Source organism: Schaalia radingae, assembly GCF_900106055.1.
GTDB lineage: Bacteria > Actinomycetota > Actinomycetes > Actinomycetales > Actinomycetaceae > Pauljensenia > Pauljensenia radingae_A.
Genome location: NZ_LT629792.1, coordinates 244,755 through 260,529, shown reverse-complemented (window position 1 = coordinate 260,529; position 15,775 = coordinate 244,755). Strand labels below are relative to the sequence as shown.

The 15,775-nt window shown below is 55.4% G+C and carries 12 protein-coding genes and 1 pseudogene; 6 read left to right on the top strand and 7 right to left on the bottom strand.

The genetic code is table 11. The features are described from left to right. Positions 1 to 11: 11 nt before the first annotated feature. The 6 genes from BLT69_RS01175 to BLT69_RS01155 are packed head-to-tail and all read right to left on the bottom strand — an operon-like array spanning position 12 to position 11,663. A complete protein-coding gene (locus tag BLT69_RS01175) occupies positions 12 to 677 on the bottom strand; it encodes a class I SAM-dependent methyltransferase (protein ID WP_058237731.1) in 666 nt (221 codons plus the stop codon). A 31-nt stretch (positions 678 to 708) separates the two neighbouring features. Next, the gene (locus BLT69_RS10775; protein WP_157886296.1) at positions 709 to 1,722 is read right to left on the bottom strand and encodes a saccharopine dehydrogenase family protein; all 1,014 of its coding nucleotides are present in this window, start codon (positions 1,720 to 1,722) and stop codon (positions 709 to 711) included. Then, positions 1,719 to 7,451 carry a non-ribosomal peptide synthetase gene (locus BLT69_RS01170; RefSeq protein WP_092648173.1) on the bottom strand — a complete coding sequence of 1,911 codons (5,733 nt, stop codon included), beginning with the start codon at positions 7,449 to 7,451 and terminating at the stop codon, positions 1,719 to 1,721. Before BLT69_RS01170 ends, BLT69_RS10775 begins: the two co-directional genes overlap by 4 nt. After that, a complete protein-coding gene (locus BLT69_RS01165; RefSeq protein ID WP_092648172.1) occupies positions 7,448 to 9,034 on the bottom strand; it encodes an AMP-binding protein in 1,587 nt (528 codons plus the stop codon). Before BLT69_RS01165 ends, BLT69_RS01170 begins: the two co-directional genes overlap by 4 nt. A gap of 15 nt (positions 9,035 to 9,049) precedes the next feature. Continuing rightward, positions 9,050 to 11,089 carry an ATP-binding cassette domain-containing protein gene (locus BLT69_RS01160; RefSeq protein WP_092648171.1) on the bottom strand — a complete coding sequence of 680 codons (2,040 nt, stop codon included), beginning with the start codon at positions 11,087 to 11,089 and terminating at the stop codon, positions 9,050 to 9,052. A 16-nt stretch (positions 11,090 to 11,105) separates the two neighbouring features. Then, entirely contained in the window at positions 11,106 to 11,663 is a 558-nt protein-coding gene (locus BLT69_RS01155) for an ECF transporter S component (RefSeq protein ID WP_157843532.1), read from the bottom strand. A gap of 94 nt (positions 11,664 to 11,757) precedes the next feature. Between BLT69_RS01155 and BLT69_RS11230 the strand changes: the two are divergent. Further along, positions 11,758 to 12,036, top strand: a pseudogene (locus tag BLT69_RS11230) (hypothetical protein); the annotation flags it as partial. A gap of 6 nt (positions 12,037 to 12,042) precedes the next feature. Further along, a complete protein-coding gene (locus tag BLT69_RS10975; protein WP_257525629.1) occupies positions 12,043 to 12,459 on the top strand; it encodes a 4'-phosphopantetheinyl transferase superfamily protein in 417 nt (138 codons plus the stop codon). A gap of 87 nt (positions 12,460 to 12,546) precedes the next feature. Here the strand turns inward: BLT69_RS10975 and BLT69_RS01145 are convergent, their stop codons facing one another. Further along, a complete protein-coding gene (locus tag BLT69_RS01145; RefSeq protein ID WP_257590358.1) occupies positions 12,547 to 12,807 on the bottom strand; it encodes an integrase core domain-containing protein in 261 nt (86 codons plus the stop codon). Between the two features lie 409 nt (positions 12,808 to 13,216). Between BLT69_RS01145 and BLT69_RS11300 the strand changes: the two genes are divergently transcribed. The 4 genes from BLT69_RS11300 (at position 13,217) to BLT69_RS01135 (ending at position 15,730) form a co-directional block, all read left to right on the top strand. After that, positions 13,217 to 13,567, top strand: a complete 351-nt coding sequence (locus tag BLT69_RS11300; RefSeq protein WP_443728815.1) for a transposase-like zinc-binding domain-containing protein — start codon at positions 13,217 to 13,219, stop codon at positions 13,565 to 13,567. Next, the gene (locus BLT69_RS01140) at positions 13,554 to 14,066 is read left to right on the top strand and encodes a transposase (RefSeq protein ID WP_092648170.1); all 513 of its coding nucleotides are present in this window, start codon (positions 13,554 to 13,556) and stop codon (positions 14,064 to 14,066) included. The genes BLT69_RS11300 and BLT69_RS01140 overlap by 14 nt, the downstream gene beginning before the upstream one ends. 169 nt (positions 14,067 to 14,235) lie before the next feature. Further along, on the top strand, positions 14,236 to 14,502 hold the full coding sequence (locus BLT69_RS10910; RefSeq protein WP_162272386.1) for a hypothetical protein: 267 nt from the start codon (positions 14,236 to 14,238) through the stop codon (positions 14,500 to 14,502). 157 nt (positions 14,503 to 14,659) lie between these two features. Continuing rightward, the gene (locus BLT69_RS01135; protein WP_157886293.1) at positions 14,660 to 15,730 is read left to right on the top strand and encodes a tyrosine-type recombinase/integrase; all 1,071 of its coding nucleotides are present in this window, start codon (positions 14,660 to 14,662) and stop codon (positions 15,728 to 15,730) included. The last annotated feature ends 45 nt before the right edge of the window (positions 15,731 to 15,775 follow it).

Below are 15,775 nucleotides of genomic sequence, written 5' to 3'. Positions count from 1 at the left end.
ACCCGGATCCTTTAGTGCGCGTGACGCATGGTGCATAGCGTCACCATTCCCTTGCGCACTTCGCGGATAATTTCGCAGCCACATGCATGCGCGATGTTTGCAATCTCGCCCGGACGGAAGACGTAGTGGCCGAGAAGACGCATAAGTGCCGTGTCAATTGGCTGTTTGTTGGGCGTTTCTTCGCAATAGGTCTGAATACGAAGAAGACCGTCGTCTGCGAGCGCGGATGCGACATGGTGAAGAGCTTTCCTGACATCTCCCATCTGATGCCATGCTCCGCAAAACCAGATTCCACGGGCGGCTTTCATAGGTAAGCCATCCATCAGATCTGCCTGCGTGTAGGTGACTCGCGCAGCGCTGGTCTGCTTTGGCTGCCTAGCGCGGGCAATGTTCAGGGCGTTGTGCGAAATATCGACACCATGAATAGTGGTGCCAGCGCAATGCGGCTCCATCGACAGTTTTCGCGCAAACCAGCCCGTTCCACAGCCGATATCAAGCAATACATCACCTGCACGCAATTGCCACCCCTGAGGTGTATGCGACAACAGTTCACGGTAGATCTCGTCAAATGTCAGAGATTCACCGGCATACTTCTTCAGAAAACGCGGGTGGATTGTCTCTTCATACCGCCGGAGCTTTCTGGGGCGATCCATGCTCCACTGCGAAAACGACTTCACGGTTTCTCCATTCAAGATTGGCGAACTGGTCTTACAAGCCTCGCTGGGTGCGGGAAATTCGCGCACCATATTCCTGGGATTGCGCCAACAGGTAGTCAGCAAGTTTCGGCAGATCAGCAACCTCGTAGGCTCCTGGTTTGATCTTGTCCGACACGAGGAATCGCGCTGCGCTGGCCGCCGCCACCGCAGTGAATTCATACGAAGTCAACCCTGACAACGACACAGTGGTAAGTTCAGACTTTCCCTGCATCGCGATCGACAGGGACGCAGGATGAGGCTGATTTGCCTCGAGGGCTTTCCTCGACACGCTGCGTGATGCTTTCCTGGCAAGCCAGGTGGAAATCACCGGCAAAGAGAAAATCCTCTTCTGCTGCAAAGCTGTCACCATCTGCCCGGACAGTGCTTCAAAGGCAACAAAGTAGCTGTAGTCCTGCACCTGGGGAAATACTTTGCCCACAGCACCGATATCGGGACACTCGTACCCGACAAATCGTCCTGCAGGTACCTGATGCGGGATTGTCACTATTTGCCTGTTCTGCATCATCCGATAGCCGCCATGCATTGTCGACATCATTGACTGCACGGCAGCCGCACCGGATGGCTGCCCTTTCCCGATGGTGAGTTCTGCACGAATCTGCGTGATGTCGTCTGTCGGAATGCTCATCATCAGAGCGGTCGACAGGCCAGGACACAGGCCCGCGCCCGTTACCATTACCACTCCGGCATCCCGTGCAGGAAGCGCCAGGATCGCTTCCCTGGCATCGATGGAGTCATTGACATCAATGTAGTTGGTGCCTGCTTTCATACATAGCAGAGCTACTTTGTCGAGGATCTTTTCGAAGGGACCGACACATGCGATCACCCAGTCATATGTGCTGAGCACATCGATGATTCTCGATGTCGACCCCGACAGGTTGAGCGTCACATGATGCGGGTCATCACTTTCGTGCCGCGAGCTGTAGTCAACGACGGCGTCGCTGTCAGCGAGCAGCTTTCTCACGCGAGTTCCGGTGACACCGGTTCCTCCCATCACCAGAATTTTCATGCCTGGCCTGCTTCCTTCACTGATTGGCGTGTACAGGTGTGAGTAATGAATTCTTCAACTGCCTGAACTGTCGGAGCGCTCGCTGGGCCGATGACAAAGGAATAATGGTTTCCCACTACTTTCTCTGTCTGGCGACAGTCCGCAAACTTCGCCCAGTCCGCGTAGTTATAAGCTTCACCGTCGTCGGGAACGACGATAAGGGTTGGAATGGCGCAATAAGATGGCGCGTACTCGTTTCGAGCAGCAATGAGGGTGCGCAAGGTGGACAGGTCGCGAACACGTACCTGGCCGGCGGAGACACCGAGGTCTTCGAGCAGAGAGTCGGAGAATGTCTGGGCGATCTTACACACCGCCTGCGGATCGTTCTCGACGCTGCTCCACAGCTCCGGCAGGCCTGCTGCTTTCTTCTCATACACCACACCGGCTCGTTTCAGCACTGTCTCATCGGCCTGCAGGGTGAATTCTCCAACGGGGGCATGGGCGCCCGGAGCCAGGCTGTCCAACAACACCAGCCCTTCGCACCGTGACGCCAGGAGGGACGCCAGAGCGTGCCCCAACGTGCCGCCGGCACTCCACCCCACGACGACAAAACGCGTCGACGGGGCGAACTGTCGGCCAATCTCGGCACGGTAGTGCTGCGCGATTTCTTCAACACTGATGTGCTGGGGCCATTGCCGGGCAAAGTAGTCAAACTTCAATCCCCAGATCTGAGGCCCCGCCTTCATTCCCAGCGCCAGGTCTCGATATATGTCGACGGTTCCGAACCCGCCGTGCACCATCACGATGACCAGTTCCTGGTCGCCCTGCCTGAGCAGGCTGAGCGAGGAAGACCGTTCATCCTGTTGAACCACGCGGGTCGAAAGCTGAGCGAGTGTGCGGATCGTGGGACTGGCCAGCGCCTGGGCGAGTGGAATCTTGCCGCCCGCATAGCGCTGCACCTTCTGAACCAGCTGAACAAAACCAAGAGAGTCGATGCCGACGTTGAAGAGTGATTCATCAAGATCAGTCTGCGAGTCCAACGCGTAGTCCTCATGAAGCCATCGGCGAATCTGCTGAATGCTTCCAGAAAGTTCGGTGGAATCGTTGCTTGCCTGAACCGTTGGAGTGCGTGTGTCGATATCTGCGCCTCGCGTGGATGCCCACGAATGCCGAATGGTTCGCAATACCTCGACTGGCACGGTGGAACTCAGGCTCCCTGACTCAGCGTACTGACGGAGGGAGGATTTAAAGTACGCAAAAATCTGTTCCATCAGGGCTGGATCGAGGATCTGCTCAACGAAGTCCCAGGAGATGTTCAAACCGCGTGCTGTTGGTAGAACCTGGTGGTCGATCAGAACCTGCGGAGTTTGCGAAATCGCATACTCAATGTGCCCGAGCACGGAGTTTTCGGCTTTCTTCGCATCAAAAAGCAGGGACGTAAACACAAATGGCGCCAGGGCCTGTCCTGCGAACCCTTGGAGACGCCCCATTTCTGCCAGCATCTGTACACCTGAGCGGGAATCGTCTATCTGTTCAAGAAGGAGTTGCTGGATCCGTGGCAATGCGTCCTGGCCCTCCGATTCATCGAAATCTATCAGGGCGATACCCGTGAAATCTCCGAACATTTCTTCGATTCCAGGCAGGTCGTAATTCCTGTTGTACGTCGTGACATTGATGCCGATCTTGCCCTCCCTCGAAGACAAAGCAAGGCTGGAGGCATATGCATAGAGCAGGACTGTGGACAGGGATACTCCCTGCTGTGCGGCGTAAGACCTGATCTTTTCCACCAGATCTTCGAAAACGTCCCACGACATTCTGCGCATATGTGGCCTGGCGACAACGCTCGTGTTCGCCGGCAGGACATTGCCGAGGGGGAATTCCTCCATCATGCGCTTGATTTCCGAGCTGTACGCATTGGCGCGGTTTTGATCCTGTATGCGCTTAATTGCGATCACGTGATCTCGATACGATCCCGCCACAGGAGGCAACTCTTCGCCTCGATACGCTCGGGCAAGATCCTTGATGAAGATACGCTGGCTCGCCCCATCGCCAATAATCATGTCGATGCTGAAGAAGAGCCGATGAGTCCCATCCGGCAACGCGTGTGCCTGCAGTCGGAACAGCGGCCATGTACCCAAATCAAAGCATTCGTGGCTAAGCGCCTCGCGTTCGCGCATTGTGGCTTCAGAGATTTCGCTGTCTGAGGCACAGCGCAGATCCTTGACGTCAACGGTGTAGCAGGGAACTTCCGGCAAGACACGCTGACGGCCATCATCGGTAAAGACGGCTCTCAGCATTTCATGTCGTTGAATCACCGCATTGAGAGCGTTTTCCAGGCGCTGCATGTCAGCATGGGTGACAGATTCAATATAGAAGTGCTCACCTACACCGCCAAGATCGAATCCCTGCTGACGCCCCACGTAATAGGCCATCTGCATCTCAGTCAAGGGGAATGGCGCATATGGATCATGTTCGATTGCAGTCATAGCGTTGTGCGACTGCTCAGACGCCTGGGCCGATTCAACCAGTTGCGCCGCCTGGAGGACACAGGGATTGCGAATTAGATCGCGGAACCTCAAACGTCTGCCGGTTCGTTCTCCAATCAATTTCAGCAGCATCTGGAATCTCAGAGAGTCTCCACCCAGAGCGAAGAAAGAGGCGGACGGGTCCTCGACGCGGGTGTGCAAGACTTCTTCGAAGAGTTCTTGCATGTTCAGCTGGCTTGAATCACTGGGGGTGCCGGCAACACTCTCCTCGCTATCACACGATGGGGAATTATCGTTGATTGTGCCTTCGAATAAAGCCTTCAAGGCTTTCTGGTCGAGCTTCCCGTTCACTGTCATCGGTATGGAATCAACGGGAATTAACGCACGCGGGATCATGTAGTCCGGCAGCTGCTGGGCAAGCTCGTCGCGGATCTGTGTGCCCTGGACACCATCACGCGGCACGTAGGCGCATACCAACGATGGGGTGTGCGCCCCTTCCATGATTGCCGCACACGACGTGATGACCAGCCCGGACCTGCTCAGTACTGATTCGATTTCTCCCAGTTCAATCCGGTGTCCAGATACCTTTACCTGTCGATCCTTACGGCCAAGGAACTCAACGAATCCTTCGTGATTGAACAGCCCGATGTCACCGGTCCTGTAGCACCGTCCCAGTCCGGGTATGTCACGAAATGCCTCTGCCGTGAGCTCAGGTTGGCGGGCGTATCCCAGAGCGACTCCCTGCCCTGATATCCAGATGTCACCGGGCACACCTCGTGGGCACATCGTCAGGTCGTATCCCAGGATGTGAATTCCCTGGCCCGCCAATGGGTAACCATACGGGATTCGGTTATCGAGGCTGTCCTCGTCGAGTGGGAACTGAATCGACCATATGCTGGCCTCCGTTGCGCCCCCGAGACTGTAGATCTGAGCGTTGGGAAACACGGCGTGCGCACGCGCCGGCATCGATGCCGGAATGCGGTCACCGCTGAGCATGATTGTCCTGACAGAGTCGAATCTGTCTGTTTGCTCGCAGCGCAGCAGTGCCAGTTCCATGAGGGCCGGCGCGGAATTCCACACAGTGATGTCCTGAGTGCGCAGAACATCGATAATCCGGTCGGCGTCTCGTTCATCGTGAACCATGACAAGTGTGGCGCCGGCAGCAAGTGAACCGAAGATGTCGTAGACGGACAGGTCAAACCCCAGGGACGACAAACCAATGATTCGCGAGTGTGAATCGACTCCATAGCGATCGTTGATGTCACTGATGGTCCCTACTGCACCGCCGTGGGAAATCTCCACGCCTTTGGGAACGCCGGTTGATCCTGACGTGAAGATGATATATGCCAGATCTTCACGCGATGGCGATGCATCTGAGACGAATTCACGCTTCACGCGGCTTTCACGCAGAGCCTCGTCGGTCGTGATCGTAACGGACCCTGGGATAAGGCGGCGGATCGCATCGCGACGGTATGCAGGCAGATGTGCTGCAACTGGAACATAAGCGGCACCGAGACGCAACGCCGCGACCATGGCGACAACGTCGGCAGAGTCTTTAGCGAATTCAATAATGACTGTGCTTTTCTCGCGCGCACCTTTTTCACGCAGATAGGCTGCCACGTTACCCGATGCTTCCCACAGCTCCTGATAGGTATAGCCGGGATCGGCAATGATTGCCTGGTGCGTCGGGTACTTCCGCACTGAATCTCTGACAAGGTCGAGCATGGTTCGCACCGAGTCGCCGGCCCGAACCGAATTGTATTTTTCGGACTCAATGACGGTGGCCTGATCAACCACGGGCAACGCATCGTGACCATCTGCGATGCGAGCCAGGAGCGACTTAAGGCACTCGAACATGTCTGTGGCATAAGGGAAATATTCGGGCACCACGTCCCACGACAGGTTAATCTGCCCATTTCCCGCCGGCATTGCCTGCATGTCGAGGCTGACTTGCGCTGTTTGAGTGTACAGATAGTCAATCTTCAGGTCAGAATTGGACGAGCCACCCAGATAACTTGTAAAGACAATCGAAGCTGTGGCCTGTTCCTGGTTTTCTTCCGTGCGCAGGAATTCAGTCATCACCTCCACCCCACTGACGCTGCCGTGCACGATTCCGTCATGCATGTCTCGACTAATCGTTGATGCCAGTTCACCGATAGTGTCAGGATTGTCGACATCAATTCCCATCAGCATGGATGACGTAAAATCGCCCATCACTGACTTCCCCGGATCAAGTGCAGTTCGCCGTGAAACAGTCACGTTGCACATCAATCCCGGCGAATTGTTCCATCGTGAGACAACAGCAGAACATGCAGCCAGGATCAGAGCTGAAAGGCTCGCACCTGCCTTTTCAGCGACGCGTTCCAGTTTGCGTGACAGGTCCGCGTCCAGACGGTTATTCAGTCGCTCTGTGTGCCAGGGGTGATCTCCCATCACGCGGTGGGCAGGACACGTAGGCGTTGGAAAGTCCTGCACTTTCGTGCGCCAGTATTCCAGGTCACGCTGCCGCACAGATGCCTGAAGATGCTCAGTAGTGAGCCGGGTAGCCTGCCTCAAGGGCATTGCTTCAGGAAGATCCTTTCCTGTCAGAATGTCTCGGAGCTCGCGGAAGAAGACATACAGTGATCCGGCATCCATGATCACCATGTTGAAGTAGGCACACAGTGAAGCGTTTTCGTTGCCGAGAATGCGCACTCCCACCAAAGGCCCGTCTTCATTCGACTTCCGTGCCTGCTCCATCAGCTCCTCTCGCACGCGCGACCGGGCTGATGGCGAATCATCCTCTTGAGTTTCTATCGAAATGCTGGAGTCGGTGCGCTTCAGCGTACCTGTCTCCAGGTCGGGACGGTAGCTAAAGACATCATGGCGCTGAGCGATTGTACGCACAGCGGCAGCAACTTCATGAGCACTCGTCTCAAAGGCGGCTTCAGCATAAATGAATGTCGATTGCCCGCCCAGTTCAATGTCCTCTTCCGATCCCAGCAGATACGCAATCTGGATCGGACTCAGGCTGATTTCGTGATCGGGATCGGCAGCCTGATCAGATTCCGCCCGTTTTTCGATAATTCCAACCAGGTCACCAACAGTTGCGTCATAGTCCAGTCGGGACAGATCTATGGTGGCTGACAAACGCGCTTCAAGGCCGAGCACAGCTTGCATCAGCATCATCGAATTGGGTATACGAGCCCGCAGCAGATCATGAGGTTCAAACGTGACATCCACGATTGATTCAAGGATGTCGCATACAGTCTGTGCGTCCGTCACAGGAGGACCTCCAACTCTCGACGCAACTTTTTGCCGTTGGCAGTATGCGGAATCGCGTCAATACGCATAATCCTGCTGACCGGAATTCCGGCATCGGTCGCCATCACGCCGATAATGTCCTTATCGCTGACGTTCTTTTCGGTCACGGGAACAAACACAACCACCTGTTCTTCACCGCTTTTCGGGTCTGTTCGTCCCAAGACAACTGTCTCGATCTCCAGTTTTGTCATCAACAGGGATTCCAGGTCCGGTGAATAGTAGTTTTTCCCGTTAACAAAAATGATGTCTTTCTTGCGGGCAACGACGTAAAGGTTGCCCTCGTGAATCAACCCGATATCGCCGGTAGCAAGGAATCCATCCGAGGTGAGATCATGTTCAACAACACCGTTCATGCCTATCGACTCGTGTGTCAAGGAGGTTCCACGAATATAGATTTCACCCACTGTGTCAAGGGACAGCTGCTCACCGGCGTTATCACGAATCGACACTTCCATCCCAGGTACTGCCTGACCAACCGATACGAATTCCGCTCCGTCGGGTTGGGCAATATCGACATAGCGCGCACCGATCGCCACACGGGCTCGATCCAGACACACTGCCGTCAACGGCTCATATATCTGAGTGGTGGAAATCTGCAGACAGGCCTCTGACATACCGTAGGCCACGACAACGGCATTGGACCGAAGCCCGAATTTCGCCAGAGCCTCGCAGAAGGCATGGGCTGCTCTGCTGTCAACAGGTTCAGATGCGCTGATTATTTTCTGCACGCTGGACAGATCGTAGGAGGCTCCCTCGGGAATCCCGCGCGCCTTGAGGTAACGCAAAACATGAACAAACCCGAAGTTCGGGCATACTGTTACGGTTGCTCGATGGCGTGAAATGGCTTCGAACCAGTTCAGCGGGTTCATGATGAAGTCTGACGTCGGCATCAGAACCTGTGAATAACCACGGAAAATTGAATAGACATGGAAGCCGAGCAGTGAGAAGTTGTGCGTGAGCGGCAACCAGGTGAGCATGCAGTTCTCAAAACGCTGTGGCTGTCGAGGAATGGTCGCCTGCATTGCAGACATCAGGGTTTCCTCAGTCAGGATGATGCCTTTGGGGTCTCCTGTTGATCCCGACGACATCTGCACCAGCCGAATGGATTCGCCGTTTGTCTCAGACAGAGGCAGTTCTTCGTATGTTTCAGTGCTGTTAACTGTCTGAACCGGCAGACACCGTTCACTGTGGATATGCGGCGCAGTACGTTCATCGGTAAGAATCACAGCGTCCGGCAGCATGTCGGCAATGCGGCTTACACGTTCCTGATCGTTGGTGGACACGGCTGGCGGTGCAGCTACAGGTATGGCGCCCAGCCAGATGCAGCCCCAGAACAAATCAATAAGATCGCGATTACCGGTGAGCTGGAAGACCACGTGCTGACCTGGGCGCACTCCCCGGGCAGCGAGTTTCCCTGCGACTCTCGGGCTCTGGTGGTAAAGATCAGAGTAGCTGAGGAAACTTTCCTCGCCGCGCACAATAAAGGTTATACCTTTGTTTTTTTCGTTTTCCAGATCCTCTAAAACAGACAGGAATTTTCGCATAATCAATACTCTTTTCTAAATCCAGATCGATATGACAATGGCCAAAAAGATCAATAAAATCGTTATTGGGTCGCGCAGCCGCCATAAATAAGTGTGGCGATATGTTTTTTTCGAGAATCGACCAAAGCCACGCGATTCCAACGTGTCGTTCAGACGTTTCGAGTACCTAATGGACTCGACGAATAGTGGAAATGCATAGCGCACAGGGAGCAGAATTCGCGTCAGAGCTGCATTGAATGCGCTGCCCGCTTTGACGTTTCGCAGTCGTACTGCGGCTGCTATGAAGGGCTGGGTGTTGTGCAGATACTGCGCAATCGACACGCCGCTCAACATGATGCTGCAGTATGTGTACGGCACTTTGAGCCGCTGCGATACCGCATCCGCCAGTTGGGTGACGGTTGTCGCCGATCCGGCCCACAACGAAGCAGCCAGGATCAGCGATCCCAGTGCGCCGTGTCGAGCAATGCGCGCCACATCAAGAGTTGCTCCCACATACCAGCTGCCACGCAGCGCCATGAGGGAAAAGGCCAGACCTGCGCACGTTGCCGCGACAGCGTGGAACACGAAAGTGCGCCAGTTTCTGTGGAAAGGTACAGCAGCCAGAAGAGCTCCTGCGCTGAGGGCCGCAACAGCCTCCGCATGAGGAAGCACAATCCCCAGAACGATGAGTCCGATGAGCACTCCGATAGCGGTGACCGGGTTCAGGGGAACGGTCGCATCTGCTGGGCGGCGACGGGAACGGACAGGACCGTGTTCATCGGATTTGACTTCAGAATTCACACGCGTGTGCGTACGACTCATATCGACACTGACGTCACGCGGCAGCAGTTCCTCGTCGTGTGAGCTGACAACAACTATTCCACCGTTGCGCGCATAGGCCTTCAGGACTGTTCCCAGCACCTGGCTTTGGTTGAAATTCGCCGTTGGCTCATCCAGGACAACTAGAGGACGGTTTGACAACAAACACAGTACGATCCCCAAGGCTCTTTTACGGTTCCCACTGAGCGAGTATGGAGATTCGCCAAGAAGATCGGTCAGCCCAAAAAGTTGCGGCAAAACAGCAAGATCCTGCGGACTCAAAGGACCCTTACTGTCGCTCCTAACGAAGGCACTATTCAGTTCTTCTTCAACAGTGTTCAGGACAAACTGTCGTTCAGGATTTTGCTGCGCCCAATCGAGCATTCCATCTGGAAGCCGGCGAACACGTCGACCATTGACCGTTATTTGCCCACCGTCAGGTTTGACAGCTCCGGCGATAACGGCCATGAGCGTTGTCTTGCCGCACCCATTTGGCCCAGTCAGCATGTAGATGTGTCCAGGTTGAAGGTCAAGGCTGACAGCATCCAGTCTGACAGGATCGTGACCGCATGTGATGTTGCGCAAACTGATGGCGGGGCCTTTCAGGGCACCGTGTGCGTGTTCGAATGAAACAGGTTCTCGGGCGCGGTGAGGCTGTCGCGGTCGAGGAAGAGCGACGAGGGAGTCTGCCCACTGCGGCTTTAGGGTCCGGTTCTCACACAGGACAACTGCGATTCCATCATCTGCCAATTGTCGCAGGACGTGGTAGACAGTGTCCCGACCTGCTTTGTCGATGTTGCTGCACGGGTTATCAAGAACCAGCACGTCGGGTCTCCGGGCGATCGCCGAGGCTAACGCCAAGCGCTGACGCTCTCCGCCGGAAAGCGTCCACGGATTTCTCGCTTCAAGTCCTTCCAGCTCCATCGCGCGGAGTGCCCATTGGCATCGCTTTTTCACCTCGACCGGTGGTAACAGGAGATATTCAAGCGAACTGGCCGTTTCGTCCAGTACTGACAGTGTCGCTACCTGACTGTCGGCATCTTCTCCAACGTAGACGACTTCGTCGCACTGAACGTGACCGCTTACGTGTAATGACGACGGCAGTAGCCCGCTCATGGCTCTGGCGTACAGAGTTTTTCCACTTCCGTGTTCCCCACTGAGCACGCAGAGCTGGCCGCGCGCGACCTGGAAAGAGATGGGACCAACAATTGTTTGCCCGCCATCAGAGATAACGGCAAGACTTTCCACTGAAAGCATCGGCAGCGGACCGTCACTAGTGCTCGCCGAGTACGCCGGTCAGACGCACCTTGGATCCGATGAGGAAGCACAGCCAGGTTCCTGCCAGCGCAGAAACCAGTGCGATCAGCATGCAGATGATCGGAAGCGTGATGCCGGGCGTTTTGATTCCGATACTTGCGGGCACCATGAAACCCATGAAGGCACCGAGGATACCTCCGGCCACGTAGTACTGAACGGTTCGCCAGGACCGGTACAGAGTCACCAGGAATGGAATCTCGACAATTAAACCTTCAAAAAGCAGAGCTGGAATTGCCGCCAGACCAAAGGGGGTTGTAACCGCTGAGATTACGCCGATAGCGCCGCAGGCGAGCAGAGCTGAGCCGGGACGCCTGACAAGTACGAGGGGCAGAAGGCAAGGAATCACCCACAGTCCCAGAGTCAGGGCAACAAGGTAAGTGTGGGCAAGGGTCGCGAAGATCTGCAGATACGTCAGCGGAACAATAACTATCGACCCAGCGACTCCAACTGCGACAGAGACGAGGAGTGCCTGCGTTATCGATAGATTCTTTTCATTCTTTACTTCCGCGTTCACAGAGCGACCCCTCTCGGTATAACCAAGCACTATTTACATAGTTAGGTTAGGGTAACCTAATTCCTAAAAATTATGCAACAAGGATTTTTAAAAAATGTGCCGACAGATCTATGAGGGCCTCTTTCCAGTACAGGTCTACGCGCGAGTGGCGTGGGGCATGCACGAGGAAGTGCTATTTGCGTCAGAGCGCACGTATCTACGAGGGGCGACGCGTCAACGGCGCGAGGAATTCATCAGCGTGCGAGCGTGCGCACGAGATGCCCTGAGATGTCTGGGCCTGTCCCGACCGCCATTGATCGCGCACGCTATTCGAGGATTGCAGTGGCCGGAAGGGACAACTGGTTCACTCACACACACCGGACAATATCGTGCTGCAGTCGTGGCATCGTCACAGGACGTGACAGGAATCGGAATTGATGCCGAGAGCGCGTTGCCACTACCCGAAGGGCTACGAGACCGAATTCTCACCCCCGGGGAGTGCCAGATTTTTCGCAGAACACCAGCCCTGGAAAATTCAGCGTGGGACAGGATCATTTTCAGTGCGAAAGAAGCCGCCTACAAGGCCTATGCTCCAGCGACCGGTCGCTTCCTGGATTTCCTCGACTGCGAGTTAACTACAGACCTGCAGGGAAAAGACCCACTCCGCATTGATTCCGGTCGCTTCGGTGTAGTGATGAAAGGTCGTGATAGAGCGCTCATTAACGGAGCCTGGATCATCGCCAATGGCTTGATTCACAGTGCTGCCTGGATAATGAGCGGAGTCACTGCTGCCTCATCCATGTCCCCTAATTGCTAAAAAGCCGGTTAGAGCCATCAGGAAAAGACCCTCATTTTAATAAAAGGCTTTGGGGTGCGCGAAACTGACGTGTCCTGGGTTTGCTTCCTAGGCGTTTGCCCTGGTTTCCATTTTCTTTGATGTGCTCGCGATGTTCCAGTAGTCGTTCTCGATCTCGACCGGGTTGCGGTAGTCGAGGCCTTGGTGGAGACGGGTGCGGCTCCACCAGTTCACCCATTCGAAAGTCGCGACCTCAACCTCGAGCACATCACGCCATGCGCGGGTATGGACCAACTCGTTCTCATACGAGCCATTGACGTTCTCGGCCAACGCATGGGCGTTCAACGCTAGCTTCTCGAACCTCGTCACGCTGCACACGGTGGTCTGTGAATCGGCACTTCCCCGCGAGCGTGGCGTGCCGAATTTGCGCCTCCCGATGCACATACCCCTAGATTTAAGGCCTCCCGATGCACATACCCCTAAATCTTCGCCTTTTCGTGCACATACCCCTAGATAAAGAGGGCGTGCTGCCTCGTCCGGTACCTGCACTACGCCGTGACCTGCATGTTTGAAATTCGGGTGGAATGTAGCGCCGTTAGATCTAGGGGTATGTGCATTTTGGCGAGAGTTTTTAGGGGTATGTGCACATCCGCACGCCTTTTTTAGGGGATTGCGCACGGCTGCACGTCATGGGGTTAATGCCCGGATTGTGTGTACGTGGTGTTGGTTTTTGTTCGGTGTGTCAGGGATTTGAGCGCTGTGTACATGCTTTGAAAGCATGTATGGTCCATGGTCTAGAAATCAGCCGCGTTGTGGTGTATGCGGCCACAAGCTTGTCAAGAACGGTCAAACCAGTGCTGGAAGAACCAGGTGGCAGTGCCGAGCGTGCGGAGCGTCGAGTGGCGGGCGACGCTGGGCGCGTCCAAAGCGCCGGGCGGTGCTGAGCGTGCGGGGCGTCGAGGGTTATCAACCGCCCAGATGCCACCAGGCGAGCCCAGGCATCACTTTTCGTGTCATGGCTTGTGGCAGGAGTGTGCGTCAAACAGCTGGCAATGCCGACAACCTCGTTTGCCAGAAAGGACTCCTGGTGCTAGCAGGTCGATCCTCCGCAACCGTTGATCACTGGTGAGATTTATGATCAGATCATCATCGACGGGATTTATCTATCCCACCACTGGTTTTTACTGATCGCAACAAACGGGTCACACGTCATTGGCTGGCAATGGTGCGACCGTGAATCCGTAGCCGCATGGCAGGCGCTTCTTTCCAGGTTCCCAGCCCCTACCGTGGTCATCACCGATGGCGGGCCAGGAGCACTCAAAGCGATCCGGCAATGCTGGCCCGCCACCGGGGTTCAGCGCTGCCTGTTCCACGTGCGGCTCAACACGAAAACCGACCTGACAGGGCACCGAAAACCCCTGCCGGCAAGGCATTACTGCGCCTCGGAGGCAACCTCGCCGCCATCAGCACTCTCGACGAAGCCGCCACATGAGCCACCCAACTCAACCAATGGTGGAACATTCACGCTCACCTCACCAGGCAACGAACCTACAACACCAGCTGGCAACCAGGACGACAACACTGGTGGTACACCCACTACCGGCTTCGACGCGCCTACCTACACCTAGCGAAGCTACTGGCCAACAAGTCCCTGTTCACTCATCTTGACCCCAGCATTGCCACCCTTGGGATAGCAAGAACCACAAGCAGTCTCGAAGGCGGGATCAACGCCGGCATCAGAAAACTGCTCGCCGCTCATAAAAGCCTGTCACAAGACCACATGCGAACCGCGGTCCAATGATCCCTCAACAACAAATCAATCCACCCCACCAACCGGTACGCTACCTCACCAGCCACTACCAGCCACCATCCCACAAACCCCTCACCACGCGTGCCGACAACCCCGGCACACCAGCCCGCTACGACACCACCATCGACTACAACACCAACTACCAAAACGGATCACTACACATCAAAAAAGGCTGGGCCGGACACTCAACACCCCGCGACACGCCCACCCCATACACACATTTCGGGCACTCACCCCAAAATTCTTCGGCATAAACCAGATTATTCCCATCCACCCAAACGGAAGAAAACCCGGGACACTTCAGTAGACCTGCTCCCAACAATGGACAGACTTGGAGGATGGATACCCGCGCCGTTCACCCCCGGATATGCGAAAGCCCCCGCTCTCGCGGGGGCATCACCAGAGCCACCTGTGGGAATCGAACCCACGACCTATTCATTACGAGACTTTTTCCTCAAATCAGCATATATCGCGCTGCTCACGATACTCGAGTTTTCATTTATCAGAATCGCTGGCAACTCCACAATCACCAGTCATTATGACCTTACTGGCCACTCCGGAAATCACGGGCGTACGTCAAAGACATTGCTAGTACGCGCTCGATTGGCGCAGGAATTGGCGCAAACTTTAGGCATGATTATGAGACCAGTACTTTCTAATCAGCTACTTGAAGCCTGGATGGTCGAAATGGCCGCCCGCTCATTATCCACACGCACCATCGACGAACGCATCCGCGTCGTGGCGCAATTCTCCAAACAGGCAAACCTGGACGCGCTCACGGCCACCTACCAGGACATCACGCTCTGGCTGGTGACCCTGCCCTCAGCCATCACGCGACACACCTACTACGTCCACCTACGCGCGTTCTACCACTGGCTAGTCATCACTGATCAGCGTGCGGACAACCCAATGATCCGGGTAGCTCCGCCAAAACGCCCTAAATACAAACCACGGCCGATCACCGACGTTCAATTACAAGCCGCACTATCCTCGCCGCTTCGCGGCGGCACGCGTACACGCATCATGCTCGGAGCCTTCGCCGGTCTGCGAGTACACGAGATAGCAAAGATCCGTGGGCAGGACCTCGATCATGCCACTGGCTTGCTGGAAGTCGTCGGCAAGAACCATAAGACCTCTGTTGTGCCGGTACATCCGATCATCATGCAGGAAGCGAAAAACTATCCGTTACGCGGCTACTGGTTCCCCTCACCAAAAAACCCTAAGACTCATGTGGAACGACGGGCCGTCGGCTCAAGTATTTCGAATGCCTTCGCCCGCGTGGGAGTAAAGATGACGTCACATCAATTGCGCCACTATTTCGCAACAGCACTGCTCGAAGCCGGTGCCGACGCGCGCGTCGTCCAAACCCTTATGCGTCACGAAAACCTGTCCACAACCGCTCTTTACATGAACGTGAGCGTGCGCCTCCAACGCGAAGCTCTCGACCTGCTACCAAGCGTTTTCAACGACTATCTTTTCTAAACCCGTACTCCTGAATTGCTGGAATAACTGGCAATGCCAGCCTTG